The organism is Schlesneria paludicola DSM 18645 (assembly GCF_000255655.1).
In the GTDB taxonomy this organism is placed as follows: domain Bacteria; phylum Planctomycetota; class Planctomycetia; order Planctomycetales; family Planctomycetaceae; genus Schlesneria; species Schlesneria paludicola.
On sequence record NZ_JH636435.1, the window covers coordinates 819,096 to 840,281 of the forward strand.

The following is a 21,186-nucleotide window of genomic DNA, read 5'->3' on the forward strand; positions in this document are numbered from 1 at the left end:
AGGAGACAGACCGGCTACCGCTGTGCCATCCCGACATAGGAACGCTCTGCGGGGCCGATGTAGTTTGACGACGGCCGAATGATCTTGTTATCGCTTTGCTGTTCGAGAATGTGGGCACACCAACCGACAATCCGGCTGGCAGCAAAAACGCAGGTGAACATGTCACCCGGAATACCCATGTAGTACTGCAGACTGGCAGAGTAAAAATCGACGTTGCAATTCTTGTGAATCGTGGCGTTGACGGCCTTTTCCATCGCGATCGAAATGTCGTACAGCCGCGAATCTCCGGCTTCAAGTCCCAACCGACGCGACAAATCTTTCAAATGAATCGCGCGAGGATCTTCGACTTTGTAAACCGCGTGGCCGAACCCCATGAACTTGCCCTTCTTGGCTCGCACGGATTCAACCCAAGGCACCACGTTCTCCACCTTGGCAATTTCTTCGAGTGTCTTGAGCACTTCCGTATTCGCACCGCCATGCAGCGGGCCCTTCAGTGCGCCAATCGCCCCCGTTACGGACGAATAAATGTCCGACAACGTTGCCGCAATCACGCGCGCGGCGAAGGTACTTGCGTTCAGGGCATGTTCCGCATGCAAAATCAGAATCAGGTCCATCGCCTTTTCGGCATCGGCCGAAGGGACCTTGTCGTTCAACATGTACATGAAGTTGCCGGCATGGCTGAGGTCCTGTCGCGGTGCGACCGGTTCAAGCCCCGCCAGGATTCGACGAATGGCGGCGACGATCGTGGTCATCTCGGCCGTCAGCCGAATCGACTTCTCGAAATTCGCTTCGGCCGACTCGTCTTCGGCCCGCGGATCCAAAACACCCGACATCGAAATGGCGGAACGCAGTGCCGCCATCGGAGGCGTTTCTTTCGGCAACGTCTTCAGGAATGCCAGAATCGACGGCTCGATCTCACGATGCTTCACCAGCACTTTGTTGAATTCGGCCAACTGCTGCGGATTGGGCAATTCACCCTTGAACAACAAATAGGCGGTTTCTTCAAACGTGCTGTTCTTCGCGAGATCGTGAATGTTATATCCACGGTAGATCAGCTTACCCGCATCGCCGTCCACATCGCAGATTTTCGTGTCTGCAGCGACAACTCCTTTGAGCCCGCGAGCCGCGGTCTTTTCGGCCGATTGTTCACTTTCGTGCGCGGAAGAAGAAGCGGATACGGCGGCAGTCATTGACGGTCTCACTCGCAGGTCGAACGGGTCCAAGTAAGTGTGGGAACGCATCGCGACGAACGATGCCCAATCAATTCATTAGACGGAAAAAAACGAGGAAAGTGTCGTAATTTCCTTCTCCACATAGGGGAGTATAACACTCATCGGCCACAGTTCAACGAACGGTCCGCGTTCTGAATAGACCGAAAGGTTCTCTGGCAACAACTCACCACCGGTCGCAACGTTTTTCCGTGCAGAATGTCGTGACATTTCGAACGATCACAACGTCCGTCGACGTCATTCCAGACGTGCCGCACGAGGCAGAATCACAATCAAAAGTGTTGCAAATGGCCCGAGCAGTAACGAAACCAACCACCACGCCAGGCCGCTGCGTCCTTTCGACTGCGCCAACCCCGCGTTGATCAGCGACAACGTCCCCCACCCCACGAAAAAGTTTCGGTTTTCGAAATCCACGACGTATCCTCTTTCGACACAATGCCAGTTTCAAACGGAGTCATTTTTCCGATTGTCCGACGGAGCACCTCAACGTTCATCACCGGCGAGAACTGTTAACCTAAATTGACACGGCGATGAACGCGTTACGCCCCTCCCCACCCGCTTGCAGGTGGGCGTCCTCAACCTGTCCGACAGACCGACTGCGCCGCAAGATCACCACGGGGATAGACTTTCTGACCGGTTCCGCGAGAATTCCAAGTACGAATCGCTTCCGCGGCAGGTGTCCTCAAAATCACCGCGTCTGCGTGTGTCGCCGAATCAGATTGACCTTCTGCACGTGCATTCCCCAGCCGAGATACGAACGCGTTGGAGCGACAAATGGATCAAACAACTAAGCCCGGCACCGTAAACTCTGACCTGACCACAAAAAATCCAGCAGTGGAACCCTCCCCATCCATCGAAGGGATCGTCGAAACGGCAATCTATGCCCTCGACCTTGATGCGATGGAAGAATTTTACATCCGCGTGTTGAATCTGCACCGCATCGCCAAAGAACCCGGACGTCACGTGTTCTTCGAAGTGGGACCAAGCAACGTGCTGCTAATCTTCAATCCCGAAACGACCGTTCACGGCCATCATTTGCCCGCACATGGCGCCATCGGCCCGGGACATCTCGCATTCGGTGTCGCCGCCACATCGCTTCCCCTCTGGCGCGAACGCTTGACCGGCCTGGGAATTGTCATCGAGAAGGAGATCACCTGGCCGCGCGGCGGCCATTCCATCTACTTTCGGGACCCGGGGGGACACTCCGTGGAACTGATAACCCCCGGAGTCTGGGGAACCCACGCGGGCTGGTAGCACGCTGTGGAAGCTGCAGTGAGCGACGTCGTGACGCGTCAAATTCGCCTCACGCCCGCATCGGCTTCCGTCCGCGACATCCTCTATTCAACCGACAAATTGACCAGATTTACCCCGACCTCTGCCGGCGAAACTCTGTGGGGGCCATGCCAATGATCTGCTTAAAACGCCGCGAGAAATGAAACGAATCATAAAAGCCCAAACCATCTGCAATCTGTGCCAGCGATTCGTCCGTCATCAGCAGGCGACTGCACGCTCGCCGAATCACCACTTCCGATCGATGCTGACCGGGGCTTTTTCCAGTGAGTTTCGCGAACCGCTTTCGAAACGCGGTGTATGACATCGACATCGTCTGCGCTATCTCTTCCAGCGACGGCGACGTCATGTTGCCATCGTCCAGCAGCCGAAGTGCCTGTTCACGCCATCGCACGTTTTCTTCCGTTTGCTGGTGAGTCTGCTCGAAATGAACGGCATCCGCCAGGATCTGCTGAAACTGACAGAAACGCGCCAGATGTAGCTCACCCGGTGATTCCGTCATGGGCTGAACGAGCTCACGAAACCGCCGCACCCAATAGTCCAGAGGAGACAATGTCATGATCCGAGTTCGTTCACCCGGAAAGCCATGCTCTTGCCAGGTTTCAAAGGCCGGTCCCGAGAACCACATGTAAAGCTCGCTCCAACGCGAACCGGAACGCGGACCATAACTTTGTTGCACTCCAGGACGTGCCCAGACCAATGTGCCCTCGCGCAAAATCGTGCGGACTCCCGTGCTGTCCACATAGTCTGCTTCGCCCTCCAGTGTCAGGACAATCAAGTAATTGGTTGTCGGACGCATGAAGTCAGGCGCTGCCGCATGGGCATAAGTCGCCCGGCTGTTCCACTTTGTCCCGGCATAAACGATCTGTCCGAGACTGCAAACAAGGGGCTGTGGCGCGTTGACAAACCACGGCCCCGAGGTGCTGTACCAGACGCCTTCGATCGGCACACGACTCATGCCAAAATATCCATGCAGACTACCGAACAATCCATTCACGTACGCTTGCTAAGCTGGTTATGCTGTCCCTCACAATCAACGATCCGTACCACTTTTGCAATGCCAGGACAAATCGCATTGTCCGTCGTCGCGACCGAAAGGCGGCACGGCAGGCGGCATCAGTCATCACGGAAAAAGACGTTGAGTCCCAATTTTCGACGACCATGACCGACAGCTTCGGAAAGAGAGCGATCACATGATGTGGCGATCTTCACAGGTCTTGAATGGAACGGCAGGACGTCATGAACATTCAGCTCCCTTCCGAACCGCAGATCTCCACGTGCGGCCCATCAGGTCGCTTTGCTCACCTTGTGTCCGTCGTACTCAGTCTGCGATTTTTGGAATCGCAATCTTAATCTGTCTGATCACACCGCAGTCCAGGGCGCGTGCCGCGGAAGACAAGCCAGACTTCGAGATAGACGTCGCACCGATCCTGATCAATCACTGCCTCGAATGCCATCACCGTGGCAAGCTGAGCGGCGGTCTCAGCCTTTCCATTGCCACCAGCCTTCGCCAGGGCGGCGAAAGTGGCCCGGGGATTGACATCGCCACCCCTGAAAAAAGCCTCTTAATTGAACGCGTCATTGCGGGCGAAATGCCTCCCCTGGAACACGGCAAACGCGACGCTCTGTCGGAACGGGAGACAACGATCCTGAAGAAGTGGGTCGCCGCCGGAGCAGATTGGCCCAAAGATCGTGAAATCGGCCTTCACGAACAAACCGTGAAGCTCGATGCGGCACGCGATTTCTGGTCGTTTCAGCCCGTGATTCGTCCCGCCGTTCCTCGAGTGCCATCACACGATTTCGGCCCCAACCCCATCGATGCGTTCATTGGCGAAAAGTTGGTTGCGGCGGGGATCGAGCCATCAGCGCCCGCCTCACCGCGACAATTGCTCCGTCGCGCCTGGCTGGACCTGGTTGGCCTGCCACCCTCGCTCGAGGACCAAGACAACTACTTGAACCACACCAGCCCCGAAGCATTCGATCGGCTGATCCAGCAATTGCTCGCCCATCACGGCTACGGTGAACGCTGGGCGCGATACTGGCTCGATCTGGTCCGTTATGCCGATTCGAATGGATACGAGCGTGACGGCGGTAAACCACATGTCTGGCGATACCGCGACTACGTCATCGAATCACTCAATCGAGACAAGCCGTACGACCGGTTTGTGATGGAACAGATTGCGGGGGACGAACTGCCTGACCGCACCATCGAAACCGTCATTGCGACCGGCTTTCACGCTCTGGGCGCCTGGCAGGATGAAGTGGATCCGCTCGAACAGCCGCAGTACCGCGCCGACGAACTCGATGACATGCTTCGCACCACGGCACAGACCTTTTTGGGTGTCACCATCGGTTGCGCACGCTGTCATAACCACAAGTTCGACCCGATTTCGATGGTCGACTATTACAGCTTATCCGCAATTCTGGCCCCTTTGAAACGCCCCAATCAGGGCCGCGAAGATCGCGATGTTCCCGCGGGTTCCGTCGCCCAACTCGAAGCCGTCCGCGTCCGCGATCAGAAGATCGTACAACTCAGGACGGCCATCGATGACCTGCGGCAAACGACCGCAAAGGAATGGCTTGAGAGCGGGAACAGCAAACTTCCCCCCGCGGTACTCGAAGCACTCCGACTGAAGGCAGGCATGCGGACACCTGCTCAAGCCGAACTGGTGCAGAAGCACGCGGCCGAATGGCAAAATGAAATCACCGCCGCGTTACCCGCGGATCGCCGCGTTCAAATCGCCGAACACGAACGGGTGGTGCAACAACTGCGAGAACAAACCCCGGACCTTCCGCGGGCCTACTTCTTGTTCGAAGACACTGCGTCACCGCCCCCTTCGTACCTGTTGCTTTCCGGCCGCGCATCGAACCCGGGCCCCCTGATGCATCCAGCGGTGCCCGTCGTCTTGACCAAATCGCAACCTAAGTTCGAACCGACATCCATCGCAACAAGCGGTCGACGTTTGCCATTCGCACAATGGCTGGTCGATCCCGCAAATCCATTGACCGCGCGCGTCATCGTCAATCGAGTCTGGCAGCACCATTTCGGGGAAGGGCTTGTCGCGACCCCGAGCGATTTCGGCAAGATTGGGGCACGCCCGACACATCCCGAACTCCTCGACTGGCTGGCGGATTGGTTTGTGCACGACGCGCAATGGTCAATGAAAAAACTTCACCGTCTGATCATGTCCAGTCGCACCTATCAATCAGGAAGCTCGGCAACGCCCACCCAACTGAAGGCTGATCCCGAGAACAAGCTGCTCGCGCGGTTTCCGCATCGACGGCTGGATGTCGAGGCGATTCGCGATTCGATTCTCGCTACCAGCGGCAAACTGAATCCCGAAATGTTTGGACCTGCCGTCTTTTTGCCAATCGACTCCACCGTCATTGAATCGCACACCGACAAAGAGGCGGCATGGAAGAATTCCACCGAGCCCGCCATTTATCGTCGTACGATTTACGCATACGTGAAGCGCACCTTATTGGTGCCGATGCTTGAGGTCCTGGATCTGTGTGATACGACGAACAGCACCGAAAAGCGCAGTATCACCAGCATCGCGCCGCAGGCACTCACACTTTACAACGGTGATTTCGTCAACCAACAGGCCGCGTTCTTCGCCGAACGACTGGTCGCAGAAGCAGGCAGCGATACAAGCCTGCAGATTGACCGTGCCTATCGACTCGCCTTTGGTCGACCGCCCTCCGCGAAGGAACTCTCTGCTCTGCAGGAATTCCTTCAAATTGAAGCAGCCGCCGCCGCGAAGGAATCGAAAGAGACTCCGCATCGTACGGCGCTCATTCAGATGTGCCGGGTGATCTTCAACCTGAACGAATTCGTCTATGTCGAATAGCTGCGTGCCAAAGCCACGCCATGGCAGACCTATATCCGGCGGAATCCATTCGAAAGGAATCTCCATGCATCGATTTATTCCGAATCCGACGCCCTGTGGACAATCTCGCCGGTCGTTCTTGTGGGAAGCCGGTGGAGGGTTCGCCGCCCTCGGGCTGGTCGACCTGCTGGGGCGTGATGGCTTTTTTTCTCACCCCGCAACTGCTGCAACGACTGCCGCGCCACAAGCGGCGATCGGCGGCAAGCCGCTTCACTTTCCAGTCAAAGCCAAACACTGCATTTTTTTATTCATGAACGGCGGCCCAAGCCAGGTCGACACGTTCGATCCGAAACCGACGCTCGACAAACATGATGGCGAGGCCTACGCCGGAAAGGTCAAAGTCGGTTCGAACGGACGGCCCATTGGTTACTTGATGAAGAGTCCGTTCGCGTTCCGACAGTACGGGGAAAGCGGTCTGCCGATCAGCGATCTGTTCCAGCACACCGCCCAGCATGCCGACGACCTATGTGTGCTGCGCGCGATGTACACCGACACCGCTGCCCATTCCTCAGGCTGCTTACAGATGAACACCGGCAGCCCTCTCACCGGCAAGCCGTGCCTGGGTTCGTGGCTGAACTACGGTCTCGGATCACTCAACGAAAATCTTCCCAACTTCGTGGTGATGACCGACCCGCGCGGTGGACCGATCGGAGGCGCTCCGAATTGGGGCGCGGGCTACATGCCTGCCGCCAACCAGGGGACCTTGTTCCGCAGCAAGGGATCGCCGCTACTGGACCTGACGACTCCCAATGGGATCGGGGCGCGAACACAAAGACACTCGCTGGACCTGCTCGCCAAGCTGAACGACGAACATACTGCGCGGCACCCTGAACAATCAGAACTGGCCGCGCGCATCATGTCCTACGAACTGGCCTATCGCATGCAGACCAGCGCCGCCGATGTCGTGGATGTCGGACGCGAGACCGCCCAAACGCAGGCGATGTACGGTCTTGACGACCCGCTGACGGCCGACTTCGGCCGCAAATGCCTGATCTCGCGCCGGTTGATCGAGCAGGGTGTCCGCTTCGTTCAGATCTATTCGGGAGGCGGCCATATCGAAGCCACCTGGGATGGACACAGTGACTGTATTACAAACCACAAGACTCATGCGGGTGAAACCGACAAACCGATTGCGGCCTTGATGACAGACCTCAAGCAACGAGGACTATGGGATGAGACTCTGATCATTTGGGGCGGCGAATTTGGTCGAACAGCCACCAGCGAAGGCGTCGGCAAACCGGGTCGCGATCACAACTGGCTCGGCTTCTCGATGTGGCTGGCGGGCGGCGGCGTCAAAGGCGGTCAGGCGATCGGCGTAACCGATGAACTCGGCTTCGAAGGTGTCGAAGATCGAACTCACGTTTCAGACCTGCATGCCACCGTCTTACGCCTGATGGGATTCGATCATCGTCGGCTCAGCTACTTCTACAATGGTCTCGATCAACGTCTGACGGGCGTCGAAGAGCGACACATCATCGAAAAAGCTCTGGCATGACGGTAATTGCCACCAATCCAATCGACGAGTCTGATTGAACGGTGATGCAACACTATCGTCCGGCGACACGATTTTTTGCGTCCGCATTCGAACGGACGCGCAAGCGAATTGCCGGAGAGGCCTGATTGCCCGCAACCTGTGCCACGGCGTGAATCAGTCGATCCGTTTCAGGCACCCATGACCGTGCGGTCAAAAAGATCTGCCGTTCCGTCTCTTGCTTACGAACCAGTACGCCCGACAGCCCGATATTGTCGACGATGATTCCGTGCGGAAGGTTATCAACATCGAATCGAACGTCGTCTTCGTGACCGTTTCGCTCAATCACAATTTTTGCCGTGATCGTCGTTCCGGGTTCGATCACCAACCCCTGATCATCCGAGGTGTAGCGTGGATCGTCAGGTATCAGCATCACTCGAATTGGAGCAGGTTTTTCCAGTTTAATTTCACCCAGATTTCCAATCATCTTCGTCACCAGCCGCCCACCCGCGTCGGCCGTCGCGAGGACCGCCACACGTTCCCAATCCTCTTTGGTCGGCTCGGGCGCATCCTTGGCTGCGGTCAGGACACATGTCTGCTCCAACAGTCCCGGCTGAATCACAATCGGTGACGAGGCCACAAACCCTTTGGGCAGCCCCGCAATGTCGATCCGGACCGATTCGTCAAAACCATCGATTCGCGACAAAGCAAATTTGACGCGCTGACCGCTCCCCGCAGGAACCTTTGGATTCATGGTGGTGACTTTGACGGCAAAATTCGGATCGGGACGTCGAGCGATCAGGGTGTAGGCAAATTTCTCGCCTCCAAATCCACGAACATCACTGACACGAACCAGATACTCACCATCCGTCGGTGCTGTAAACAGCAACCTCGAATCCTTCCCAAGCTTCCGTTCACCATCATCGTCGTTGGCAAAATACAGCGGAAATACGGGCAGTCCGTTCTCCACGATTTTCGAGCTTGGTGCGAAGGCTTCAACGATGTAAGCCGGTTCATCCTTGGCATGCCCGGCGGCGCTCGTATCAAAGTAATTTCGGCGTTTGCCTTCTGAAGCGTAGAACTGATAACCCGAATCGGGCCCTTGCGGGGCACGAAATGTCTTGCAGACTTCGCCGCTCATGTAGACATACTGGTTCAGATCCATCTCTTCCCAGAATTCCAGACGTACATCGGGCGACGATGAATCGATCGGTCGAAAGTTGACCCAAGAATCGCGTACGGCCTGCAACATCGCCCGCAGAACGGGACGGCCATCGACGTGAAACAGTTCCAGCTTTGTGTCAGCCAGTGACCCGCTACGGGCGGCATCGGTCTCGAACACCCATTGCTGTCCGCGCGTCGCCGTGATGCGATAGAAATCGACATCCTCTGACGCGCTCTGCATTCCCTTCAAAATTCCTTTGACGACGCCCGGAAGCGGTAACGAATTCGCATTCGCCAGCGCGTCATTCGGCTCAACCTCTGTGATGGCCATCGGCTTTGTGAACACAGGATCAATCGCCCCTGTCACCGTCTCGTCAAGTCGTTGCTGATGGCTCTTCGCATCGGCCCAGTCTGAATCAATCGGATAAAGCTGGTGGTCTCCGTTCATACGCCCTACCAGAAGCCGATCGCTTCCCGCGGTGAATGCCATGGCCGACACCCAGTCTGGCTGCCGCTCAAGCACCGCCACTTGCGTGAAGGTCTTCGTTTCCCAGATTTTGATGCGTCGATCTTCTGACGACGAGGCGAGTAGCTTTCCATTCGGCGAGAAAACGAGCTTCAGAATCGGTCCTTCGTGTGCGAAGCGCGCATACCGGATTGGATTGGTTCCTTCGCGGCCCGTCTCGCTGATCTGCCAGACCCGAATCCGGCAATCTACACCACCCGCGACCACGAGCTGCCCGTCCGGGCTAAACACGACAGACGTTTGCTCCTTGGCAGGCTGAGCAAACGTATCCAACCGCAGACCGGATGCAACGTCCCAAAGCTTCACGGTCCGATCACCGCTTGCCGTCGCCAGCAGTTTTCCGTTTGGAGAAAAGCCGACGCTGTAGATGGCATCATTGTGACCACGAAATGTTTTGATCGGTTGGCGAGTCTTCACATCCCACGTGATGAGTTCACGATCATAACTGGCCGTCGCGAGTGTCTTGCCATCAGCGCTGAGTTCCGCCGAGTAGACCGCATCACGATGACCTTGAACGACGGGACCGCGTTCCCAATCGGACGTACGCCACAGTGTTGCTTCGCCCAGCAACCCCGTCTCGCCCGATGAAACGCAAAGCCATTTCCCATCGACCGAGAACCGCACTTCATTGACGGTCCCCGCATGCCCCTCCAATTTGCGAACCGTGTCACCAAGATGCACTTCAACGTCGTGCGGCCGGGCAAGCACGAACAGGGGATACGATCCAGGTGAGGCGGCAACGGAGGTGATCGGTTCCGCCTTTTGCGATTCAACTTTGATCTTCGGCGTCACAAGCCCGGCCGGAATGGAACTTCCCTCCGGTGCCAATGCACCTGAATCGATCCAGGTTTTGACGGTCGCCAATTCGTCCGACGTGGGTGCCTTCTGATCCAACGGCGGCATCCGCGTGTCATCCGACGCCGTCATCCGTTTCCACAACCGACTGGCGTCACTCTTTCCCGCAACGATGACGGTTCCTTCAGAGCCGCCCTGCAACGAGCGTTGATAGTCCTGCAATACCAGTCCCGCTTCGGCGTCCTTCGGGTTGTGGCATCCGATACAGTACTTTCGAAAGACCGGCAGCACGTCTTGATTGAAGTCCGGCTTCGACTCTGCCGCCGTGGTGGAAGCTGTCGCAATCGAACAAACAACGGCCAGCGAACAAACTCGAGTCCACATTGCGGTCGTCTCCTCAATTCAGAAGGCACTGCGGAATCACGCGTCCGACTTCGACATCCAAGCTTTTCGAGACGATTTTACCCGTTGAATGGCACGCATCACTTCGATTTGGCGGAAAGATCAATCCCCATATCCAGGAACAGCGTCTTCATATCTTCCCAGACATCTTTCTTCGCCGCAGGATTTCGCATCAAGTACGAAGGATGGTACGTACATAGAACTTTCGCGCGGCCGTACGAGTGAAAGCGTCCCCGCAGTTTTCCAATCGGCTCGGTCACCGCCAACAGGTTCTGCGCTGCGCACGCCCCCCAACAGACGATGTATTCAGGATTCACATGGGCAATCTGTCCATCGAGATATTCTCGGCAGTGACCGGCCTCGACGGGTGTCGGTAGTCGATTGCTAGGCGGACGGCAGCGAAGCACGTTGCAGATATAAATCTCTTCGCGCCGCATTCGGCAGGCCTTGATGATGTCGTTCAAGAGCTGTCCCGATCGTCCGACAAACGGCTCGCCCTGTGCATCCTCGTCGGCTCCAGGTGCTTCACCCACGAACATGATCTTCGCTTCAGGATTTCCGACTCCAAACACGGTCTGCGTCCGCGTCGTTGCCAGTTCGTGACAACGAGTGCAGTCCTTGACGCGTGCTTGCAACGCGGCAAGCCCCGCAATTCGCTCGGCCAGAGGAAGATTCAAAGGTTGGAAGGGAACTGCAGGAGCGGCCGGAGTAACCGGCGGGGATACTTTTCGAGGCGGCACTTGGGAACGTTCCGTTTCACCCAAGAGGTTCGTTCGAGGGGCTGAGGCAACCGGCGTGGCCGTCTTGGGTGGCGTCGACACGGCGGCGACAGCCACTGACGCCGGATGAGCAACCGGAGCAGCGGCGATTACGACGGGGGCGGCGGGTTGGATCTGCTTCCAATGCGTGACGCCCGCGCGTCGCAGATCCTCCAGCCGTTGGATGACTGCGTTTCGAATACGTTCCGAATTCTCGTCCACGCCGGGCATTCGCCGCCTTAATTCCATCAAATGAAGTTCACACAATTTGGTCGACCAATCGGCCTTGACTCAGTTTGACGACCTGACGGCCACATTTCCACCCGCGGACAAGCTCTGCCCGGCCGGTGACACCGTTTTCACACAGATTCATCAGTGAAATCGCCATGACCATCGTGAGCGAGTCCCCGATCGCGGCAAAAAAAGACCCGAACTCAAGCTCCGATGCCACTGTCCTTGTCCACATCTCCGCTCAAGAAATATTATTCACGTTATGTACTTTGGAGCTTGATTCCTCGTCGTCTAATCCTCGTTACCAGGCTCCCGCTTGGTAACGACTCTTGCGAATCAATGTTTGAGTCGAGCAGGAAATGGGAAGCGTTGCTAAGCGGGAGCTTGGCAACGAGGGAAAAACAGACAAAAAGCACACCGCCAAATTAGCCGCCTCGGGAATGACCGATGGGATCGGCTCCGGAACATTTCACGCGAGAATCAGTGATTCCGGCGGCCGTGCCACTTCCTCGCGGGTTTTGTCTCGCATAAATTAACAGGCCGTTGAAACACGGGCGCAGCCTCTGCCAGGCCTCACAAGCGACACGACATTCACCGTCCAAAGGTGCGTGTCATCCTGATTTCAACCGGCTGATAAACCGCCCGCCACTATGACTGATCTCATCACCGAAATTGAAGCATCCCTGACCAAGACCATGCTGGTCGATCGTCATCGGCTGCGCCAACAATGGCGATCGCTACGAGAGCCGGTGCGTCGATACGCCGCCGGCGAGCCCCCAACGGCAACCCCGCAACAGAACGTATTCGATCAACGACTCGCGAAGTTCCAGGCCGATCTGGCGAACTCGTGCCGCCGCAGTGAACAACGCCTGCGCGGCGTCCCCAAGCTGAATTTCGACGAGGAACTCCCCGTCGTCGTTCGCAAAGACGAAATCGCGGCTGCCATTCGTGACCACCAAGTCATCGTGGTGTGCGGCGAAACCGGCTCCGGCAAGTCCACTCAATTGCCGAAGATTTGTCTGGAACTGGGACGCGGCATTCACGGCGTCATCGGTCACACTCAACCGCGCCGGATCGCAGCCAGGTCTGTGGCCACGCGCATTGCTGAAGAATTGAACGTCGCCGTCGGGCGCGAGGTCGGCTTCAAAGTGCGTTTCACCGACGCCACCTCGCCGCAAACCTATATCAAATTGATGACCGACGGAATTCTGCTTGCGGAAACGCAAAGCAGACCGTTTCTGGACGAGTACGATACGATCATCGTCGACGAGGCTCACGAGCGTTCGCTGAACATCGATTTCCTGCTGGGTAACTTGCATCGCCTGATCTCGAAACGACGCGAGCTGAAAGTGATCATCACGTCGGCGACAATCGACGCCGAACGATTCGCGGAACATTTCCGATCGGTTGCCGGAAACGTACCCGTCCTGGAAGTTTCCGGGCGCATGTATCCCGTGGAAATGATCTATCGACCGCCATCCCCCGACGACGAGGGGGGAGATCCTGATTGGATGAAGGCGGTCGGGGACGCCGTGAACGAAGTCTGCGCTCGCGGTCCAGGAGACGTCCTGTTGTTCATGCCGACCGAACGTGAGATTCACGAGGCGGCGAAAACGCTGCGAGGCCGGACGTTTGGCGGCAGCAAGCCCGACATCCTGCCCCTTTACGCCCGATTGTCCGCCGCCGAACAGCAGCGAGTCTTCCAGACCAGTTCGACACGCCGCATTGTCATCGCCACCAACGTGGCCGAATCGTCGCTGACGGTGCCTGGCATCCGTTACGTCGTCGACACCGGAACCGCGCGCATTAGTCGGTATTCGCCCAAATCCAAACTGCAAAGGTTGCCAATCGAACCGGTTTCGCAAGCATCTGCCGACCAAAGGGCAGGGCGCTGCGGACGCGTGGGCCCCGGCGTCTGCATTCGACTCTATTCGGAAGAAGACTACACGAGTCGTGAACGCTATACGCCGCCCGAAATTCTGCGGTCGAATCTGGCGAATGTCATCCTGCAAACGAAGACGCTGGGACTGGGCGAGATCGAAGAGTTTCCCTTTCTCGAGCCCCCCAAACCTGAATCGATCAAAGACGGTTACAAGACGCTATTTGAACTCGGCGCGGTCACAGAACAGCATGCGCTTACCGAGATGGGACGGAAACTCTCTCGACTGCCCGTCGATCCAAGAATCGCACGAATTATCTGGGCGGCACACGAAGAGAACTGCCTGGGTGAGATTCTGATCATCGCGTCCGCACTCGAAGTCCAAGATCCACGAGAACGACCGCTTGAGAAACAGCAGCAGGCGGATGAATCCCACAAACGATTTGCCGACGAAGATTCAGATTTTCTGTCCGACCTCAAACTGTGGGACTTCTACCACAAGTTGAAGAACGAGCTCTCCAAAGGCCAGCTGCGCAAAGCCTGCCATCAGAACTTTCTCTCGTGGATTCGGCTTCGTGAATGGGTCGACGTCCACGCAGAACTCGTCTCGATCGTTCAAGAGTCACTCAAGGGCACGCGCGTCGGCGGCAATGATCGAAGGCGGCAGAATGCCAATCCACAGAATACGAGTGCGTCGATCACGCAAGCAGACGCCACACGTCAGAAGCCAACAGCCGAACGTGCCGTCGTCGACACGACATTGACCCGGCGCAACGACTTCGGCGCCATCCATCGGGCACTGCTCACCGGGTATCTGTCGAGTCTCGCGTACCGGACGGAAAGCGGCGAGTATCTCGCAGCAGGCAACATGAAGGCGTTCCTCTGGCCCGGTTCGGGCCTCGCGAGTAAGAAACCCAAGTGGGTCGTCGCCGCGGAACTGCTCGAAACGACGCGACGTTTCCTGCGAACAGTGGCGAAAATCGATCCCGACTGGATTGAACCGCTCGCCGCTCACCTGATCGATCGAACCTATTCCGAACCACATTGGGACCCGGAATCGCTGGCGGTGATGGCTTATGAAAAAGTCTCGCTATTTGGACTCGTCGTCGTCCCGCGCCGCCGGATTCGCTTCAGTCAAATTGACCCGGTGAAATCACGCGAGATGTTTATCCAGCATGCGCTGGTCTACGGCGAATGGCCCGAAGATGATGTCACAAGCGACGTGCAAATCGGCCAGCGCGACAAACAGCGCAGCGCCCCAGGCTCGAAGTCGTCCAGTTCGCGCGATCGCAATGATCACCGCAAACCGATCGCGATCCCGGCGGCACGTCCTGCGGTGTTGAACACCAAGTCCCAATCCTCTTCGCCGGAATTTCTGACGCACAATCGCGACCTCATCAAATCGCTGGAAGATCTGCAAACACGTGTTCGACGCGGAAGCCTGCTGAAAGAAGAGCAAGCTCAATTCGATTTCTACGCAACTCGGTTGCCTGCCGATGTGCTTGACGGCCACCGCCTGCAGCAGTGGTGGCGTGCCGCGGCGCCAGACGATCGAAAACGGCTGTACATGACCGAGGCGGATCTCGTCGAAGCCGATGCAATTCTTGCCACAAAAGACGCCTATCCCGACAGCGTCCAGATGAAAGGGCTGTCGCTTCCGTTGTCCTATCGCCTCGACCCCAGTGCCGAGGACGACGGCGTGACAATCACGGTCCCGCAAGAGGGCCTCAATCAATTGGACGGTGATCGTCTGGGTTGGCTTGTGCCCGGCTTGATTGAAGACAAGATCACGGCACTCATCAGGACCTTGCCCAAAGAGTTACGTCGCGATTTGGTCCCAATTCCCGAAGTGGCCGCGGAAGTCGCCAAGGTCCTGAATTTTGGTGACGGTTCATTAGCGGCCGCGATCGTTGAAGGGATCGAATTCGTCACGGGGATCGAAGTTCCGCCTCACGCCTTCGACGAGACGAAGATCACCGACCATCTGCGGATGCTGATTCGGGTCACCGACTCTGACGGCAAAACACTCGCCGCCGGACGCGACCTGGCGGTGATCCGTAAGGAATTCGGCGCGATGGCGTCGATCAGCTTCTCGTCATCGGATGACCCACGCTGGACACGTGACGGTTTGGCGACGTGGGATTGCGGAACCCTGCCGCCCGTCATTGACGTCATGCGGCGTGGGGTTGCTCTCAAGGGATACCCCACACTGATCGACCAGGGCGAGACTGCCTCGCTTCGACTCCTTGATAACCCGGAGCGGTCGCAGTTCGAAATGCGTTTCGGCTTGCGTCGGCTGATCGTGCTCACCGTCGCTCGTGAATTGAAAGTGCAGATCGATGCGTTACCGGGACTTCAGAACTGGACGCTGCTTTCCAAGACGTTTCCACAACCATTTCCCTTCCGTGCCCAGTTAACGGAACTTCTCGCGGATCGAGCGTTCTTGCCGACGACACAGTTCCCCCGTAGCGATAACGAGTTTCGCGAGTGCCTACGCGCGGGTCGTACTCGGCTGCCCTCTGCCGCCGTCGAAGTCACCAGCCTGCTGACACCGCTGTTTCAGGCCTATAGCGATGTCAGGAAGACATGGGAGAAAACAGCTCACCCCCAGTGGCAGCCCTCGCGCCAGGATGTCCATGCCCAATTGAGCCACTTGTTCTCCCCGGGCTTCCTGGTCCGCACACCCTGGCCCTGGCTGACACAGTTTCCTCGTTACACTCGAGCGATCGTGCTGCGATTGCAAAAACTGACCAGCGGCGGCGCTCCCCGTGATCAGCAACTACTTCCGCTCATCATTCCGCGCTGGCAACGCGGAATCGAACGGCTGCGCCTTCATGCGGATCGGCAAATCTACGATCCCGAACTGGAAGCCTATCGCTGGATGACGGAAGAACTGCGAGTTGCGTTGTTTGTCCAAGAGCTAGGAACCGCCGTTTCCGTGTCCGAGAAAAAGCTGGACAAGCAGTGGGAACGAGTGAAAAGCTAATTGAGCGGCCTGTTGAAATTACGTTGCACTGCTACCCCCCAGCCACTGAATTGAAGAAACGTCATGATGCCGAAACGAGACTACTTCAACTTCTACTCCGCCGGTCGAATTGTCTTTGGGTCGGGCGTCACGGCTCGACTCAGCCAATTCATTCAGCCTTGGGCTCCCAAGAAGGCACTCATCGTCACGGACGCCGTACTGGTTCGAATTGGGCTGGTCAATGAAATCGAACGACCGCTGCGCGACGCTGGGATCGAGGTCGACATCTTTGACGGCGGCGAACCGGAACCCTCGTTCGCTGTCGCGGACCGGGCTCTCGCCAAAGCGAATGCCAGCAAGCCCGATCTTGTGATTGGTGTGGGTGGTGGCAGCAACCTGGATCTCGCAAAAATCGTCGCATGTGTGCTGTCACACGGCGGTGGCTATCGCGACTATTTCGGATACGGAAAAGTTCCTGGGCCGATCATGCCACTGGTCTGCCTGCCAACGACCGCAGGAACAGGCAGCGAAGTCTCACATGCCGCGGTGCTGACCGACACCGAAAATCAGGTCAAAATCAGTTCACTCAGTCACTACTTGCGACCGGCATTGGCGGTCGTCGATCCCAAATTAACCCTAAGCTGCCCACCTCAAGCCTCGGCAGACAGTGGAATCGATGCGTTGACGCACGCCATCGAAGCCTTCACCGCGATGTCCTTCGATCAGTTGGCCGTTCCGCCCGATGAACCGTTTCCATACGACGGTAAGCAACCCATCGGCGACTGTCTGGCCGAACGAGCCATTGAACTGATTGGAAAACATCTGATCACCGCCGTCAAAGAGCCGAGCGATCTGGTCGCCCGCGAAGGAATGGCACTGGCAGCCACACTCGCGGGATTGGCCTTTTCGAACAACGCCGTCGCGGTCGTCCACGCGCTCGAATACCCGATCGGTGGCGCGCTGCATTGCTCACATGGGGCCGGAAATGGCCTGCTGCTGCCCTACGTCATGAAGTTCAACCTGCCGGCACGCATCCCCGAATTCAAACGAATTGCCGAACTTCTGGGCGAGAATGTCTCCGGGCTCTCGGACCTCGCAGCCGCTGAACGCGCGGTGACCGCCGTTGAACGACTTCGTGTGGACGCGGGCATCCCATTACGAATCCGCGATCTTGGCGGCACACGAGATCAGCTTCCCCTGTTCGCCAAAAAATCCTTTGCGATTCAGCGTTTGATGATTCTGAATGGTCGCACGCCGACCGAAGCAGACCTGCTGAGTATCCTGGAATCCGCCTTCTAAGAATCCGCACGCCAACTCGCTGTCTCGGAACGCCGGCCAGGTGCCACATGCCCGAACAACCGATCCCCAAACTTCGCCCATTGGGAACGCTCGCCCCTGCCGATCAACGTCCAATTACCAGCAACCCGCACGCAGGCTATGCGGAACTTCATTGCCTGACAAACTATTCTTTTCTGCAAGCCGCGTCACATCCCGATGAACTGGTCCGACGAGCGGCAGAACTGAACTACTGCGCACTTTCGATCACGGATCGACACAGCCTGGCGGGTGTCGTTCGAGCTCATGCTGCGGCGAAGCCTCTTGGCCTGCGGCTGATGATCGGTACCGAGATTTCTCTCGAGCAGGGCTCACGCGTTGTTCTTCACGCGAAAACGCGCCGTGGCTACGCGGGCCTTGCGCGATTGCTGACCGTCGGCAAACGTCGCGCTCCAAAAGGCGAGTGCCACCTCAAATTCGCTGATGTGGCACAGCATTCCTCGGATCTGCTGGCGAGCATTCCGCTCGATTCCGAGAATCTCGAACAACAAGCCGAAGATCTTCCGCAATGGCGAGAACTTTTCGGCGACGATTGCTCGTTGATGGCTCAGCGCCATCATGGTCCGCATGACGACTGGACCTTGCAGCGGTTCGTGCAAGTTTCAAATCACTCACGGATCACCCTTGTGGCCAGCAACGGAGTTCAGTTCCACGATTCATCACGGCGATTCTTGCAGGATGTCCAAACCGCCATTCGATTGGGCCGCTCGGTTGCCGAACTCGGTTCGCATCGACTGGCAAATGGCGAACGTCACCTGAAGTCTGCCGATCAGATGCGCCAGCTCTTCGCCGCCTGTCCGATGGCAATCGAGCGAACCGTGGAGCTGGCCGATCGCTGCACATTCAGCCTGGACGAACTGAAATACGAGTATCCAGAAGAACTCTGCCCACGTGGAGAAACACCACTCTCGTGGCTAAAGGCGTTGACGAAGAAGGGCCTTCGCGAACGCTATCCAAACGATATCCCACCACTGATTCAAAATGCCGTCGACCACGAATTGCGGTTGATCGAGGAATTGCACTACGAAGCGTACTTCTTGACGGTCTGGGACCTGGTCCGATTCGCGCGCAGTCGTGAAATCCTGTGTCAGGGACGAGGGTCCGCCGCGAACTCGGCCGTCTGTTACTGCCTGGGCATTACCTCCGTTGACCCCGGAAAGATCGACCTGCTGTTCGAACGATTCATTTCGAGAGAACGCGGAGAAGCTCCCGATATCGATGTGGACTTTGAACACGAGCGACGTGAAGAAGTCCTGCAATACTTGTACGACAAATACGGACGCGAACGAGCTGGCATGACGGCGGAAGTGATTTCGTATCGTCCGAAGTCCGCCGTCCGCGATGTCGGGAAGGCACTCGGACTGTCACTCGATTGCATTGATGCGCTGGCCAAGTCGGTTGACCACGCTCATCACGATGACGCGCGCCTGGTCGAGCGGTTTCGCTCTGTGGGATTTGATCCCGATTCACGCGTAGGACGGCAACTGGTAAGTTTGGTCGACCAGTTGCTCGGCTTTCCCCGCCACCTGTCACAGCACGTCGGCGGGATGATTATCACGAAAGGTCCGCTGTGCGAACTCGTGCCGATCGAGAATGCCGCCATGGCGGATCGCACAGTCGTCGAATGGGACAAAGATGATCTCGACGAGCTGGGAATCTTGAAAGTCGATTGCCTCGCACTGGGCATGCTGACGGCCATCCGCAAATCGTTCGACTTCATTAAGCAACACACCGGGCATCAGTTCACGCTGGCAAACCTTCCCCCTGAAGACACCGCGGTCTATGACATGCTTTGTCGAGCGGAGTCGATCGGAGTCTTTCAAGTCGAATCACGGGCTCAGATGAGCATGCTGCCGAGACTGAAGCCGATTTGCTTTTATGATCTGGTGGTCGAAGTCGCCATCGTTCGCCCCGGTCCAATTCAAGGCAAGATGGTTCATCCTTATTTGCGGCGGCGCGACAAACTCGAAGACGTCACCTATCCCAGCGAAGCCGTGCGACACGTGCTGGAAAAGACCTTGGGGGTACCGATCTTTCAAGAGCAGGCGATGAAGCTCGCAATCGTCGCGGCAGGCTTTACCCCCGGTGAGGCCGATCAACTTCGTCGTGCAATGGGGGCCTGGCGCCGAACAGGCGTTATGGGTCCTTTTCGCGACAAGCTCATTGGCGGAATGGTGTCACGAGAATATTCACCGGAATTCGCCGAGCGCGTCTATGAACAGATTCAAGGATTCGGCGAATACGGATTTCCAGAATCGCATGCCGCCAGTTTTGCACTGCTGGTCTATGCCTCGGCCTGGCTGAAACACTATCAGCCAGCGATCTTTACCGCGGCCTTACTGAACAGTCAGCCTCTCGGTTTTTACGCTCCGGCCCAACTCGTTGCTGAAGCTCGGCGTCAGGGAGTGGATGTGCGCCCCGCCGACGTCAACCTCAGCGACTGGGACTGCACCATCGAACTTCATCCTTATGAGCCACACGAGCCAATCCCTGATCTGCGTGAACCAGGTCTGGTCCCGGGAAACCGCGAAGGGCGATTCGCGATTCGTTTGGGTCTTCGCATGATCCATGGTCTCCGACAGGACTCTGCCGAACGAATCATGGACGAACGTCGCACGGAACCGTTCTCGCAACAAGCGGAATTTGCCAGACGCACCTCGCTGCGCCGTGGGGAACTCACGCTGCTCGCCAATGCCGGTGCGTTTGGATCGCTGCAACCGCAACGACGAACGTCAATCTGGGATGCCTTGCCTGTTCGTGAACCGTCACCCCTCTATGACGAGTCCGATGAGGGTGAGCCGACTCCAGATTTGGCCCCGATGACAGCCATTCAGGAAGTGGTCGCCGATTATCAGTCCGCGGGACTGTCCCTGCGCGCCCATCCGCTCAGCTTCTTGCGTCCAGATCTGGAACTGCGGTCCGTCGTCCGGGCCGTTGACCTGTTGATTCTGGAACCCGACCGCCGATATCGCGTCGCAGGACTGGTCCTGCTTCGACAGCGTCCTTCGACGGCGAAGGGGATCACCTTCATGACTATTGAGGACGAAACGGGAACCGCGAACCTTGTCGTTCACGTCAACGTCTGGGAGCGATTTCGACTGATCGCGCGGCGCGCCTCTGCGATTATCGCCCGCGGCGTGCTCGAACGACAGAACGAAGTCGTCCACCTTGTCGTTGACACTTTCGAAGACTTAACGGACGTCTTGAGTCACTACAAGAATCCCTCGCGCGATTTCCGATAGCAGCACAGT

11 protein-coding genes are annotated in these 21,186 nt (G+C 57.3%); 6 read left to right on the top strand and 5 right to left on the bottom strand.

Annotated elements, in window-relative coordinates; all coding sequences use genetic code 11:
- Positions 1-14: 14 nt before the first annotated feature.
- A complete protein-coding gene (locus OSO_RS0120935; RefSeq protein WP_010585098.1) occupies positions 15-1,190 on the bottom strand; it encodes a citrate synthase in 1,176 nt (391 codons plus the stop codon).
- Positions 1,191-1,466: 276 nt separating this feature from the next.
- A complete protein-coding gene (locus tag OSO_RS51520; RefSeq protein WP_010585099.1) occupies positions 1,467-1,643 on the bottom strand; it encodes a hypothetical protein in 177 nt (58 codons plus the stop codon).
- 360 nt (positions 1,644-2,003) lie between these two features.
- On the opposite strand from OSO_RS51520, the gene OSO_RS0120950 reads away from it, so the two are divergent.
- Complete coding sequence (locus tag OSO_RS0120950; protein ID WP_010585100.1) at positions 2,004-2,483, top strand: VOC family protein; 480 nt, start codon at positions 2,004-2,006, stop codon at positions 2,481-2,483.
- A gap of 109 nt (positions 2,484-2,592) precedes the next feature.
- Here the strand turns inward: OSO_RS0120950 and OSO_RS48340 are convergent, their stop codons facing one another.
- Positions 2,593-3,477, bottom strand: coding sequence for a helix-turn-helix domain-containing protein (locus tag OSO_RS48340; protein WP_010585101.1), 885 nt, complete (start codon positions 3,475-3,477; stop codon positions 2,593-2,595).
- 235 nt (positions 3,478-3,712) lie between these two features.
- Here OSO_RS48340 and OSO_RS44450 point away from each other — a divergent pair, with 235 nt between their 5' ends.
- Together OSO_RS44450 and OSO_RS0120970 are read left to right on the top strand one after the other, a co-directional pair.
- On the top strand, positions 3,713-6,370 hold the full coding sequence (locus OSO_RS44450) for a PSD1 and planctomycete cytochrome C domain-containing protein (RefSeq protein WP_010585102.1): 2,658 nt from the start codon (positions 3,713-3,715) through the stop codon (positions 6,368-6,370).
- Positions 6,371-6,434: 64 nt separating this feature from the next.
- Positions 6,435-7,904: a DUF1501 domain-containing protein gene (locus tag OSO_RS0120970; RefSeq protein WP_010585103.1), complete on the top strand. Its 1,470-nt coding sequence runs from the start codon at positions 6,435-6,437 to the stop codon at positions 7,902-7,904.
- A 52-nt stretch (positions 7,905-7,956) separates the two neighbouring features.
- Here OSO_RS0120970 and OSO_RS0120975 read toward each other — a convergent pair whose 3' ends face one another.
- Complete coding sequence (locus OSO_RS0120975) at positions 7,957-10,749, bottom strand: WD40 repeat domain-containing protein (RefSeq protein ID WP_010585104.1); 2,793 nt, start codon at positions 10,747-10,749, stop codon at positions 7,957-7,959.
- A gap of 98 nt (positions 10,750-10,847) precedes the next feature.
- Entirely contained in the window at positions 10,848-11,756 is a 909-nt protein-coding gene (locus OSO_RS0120980) for a uracil-DNA glycosylase (RefSeq protein WP_010585105.1), read from the bottom strand.
- Between the two features lie 650 nt (positions 11,757-12,406).
- On the opposite strand from OSO_RS0120980, the gene hrpA reads away from it, so the two are divergent.
- From hrpA to OSO_RS0121005, 3 genes are all read left to right on the top strand, one after another.
- The gene (gene hrpA, locus OSO_RS0120995; RefSeq protein WP_010585107.1) at positions 12,407-16,621 is read left to right on the top strand and encodes an ATP-dependent RNA helicase HrpA; all 4,215 of its coding nucleotides are present in this window, start codon (positions 12,407-12,409) and stop codon (positions 16,619-16,621) included.
- A 63-nt stretch (positions 16,622-16,684) separates the two neighbouring features.
- Positions 16,685-17,899, top strand: a complete 1,215-nt coding sequence (locus OSO_RS0121000; RefSeq protein WP_010585108.1) for an iron-containing alcohol dehydrogenase — start codon at positions 16,685-16,687, stop codon at positions 17,897-17,899.
- 47 nt (positions 17,900-17,946) lie between these two features.
- Complete coding sequence (locus tag OSO_RS0121005) at positions 17,947-21,177, top strand: error-prone DNA polymerase (protein ID WP_010585109.1); 3,231 nt, start codon at positions 17,947-17,949, stop codon at positions 21,175-21,177.
- The last annotated feature ends 9 nt before the right edge of the window (positions 21,178-21,186 follow it).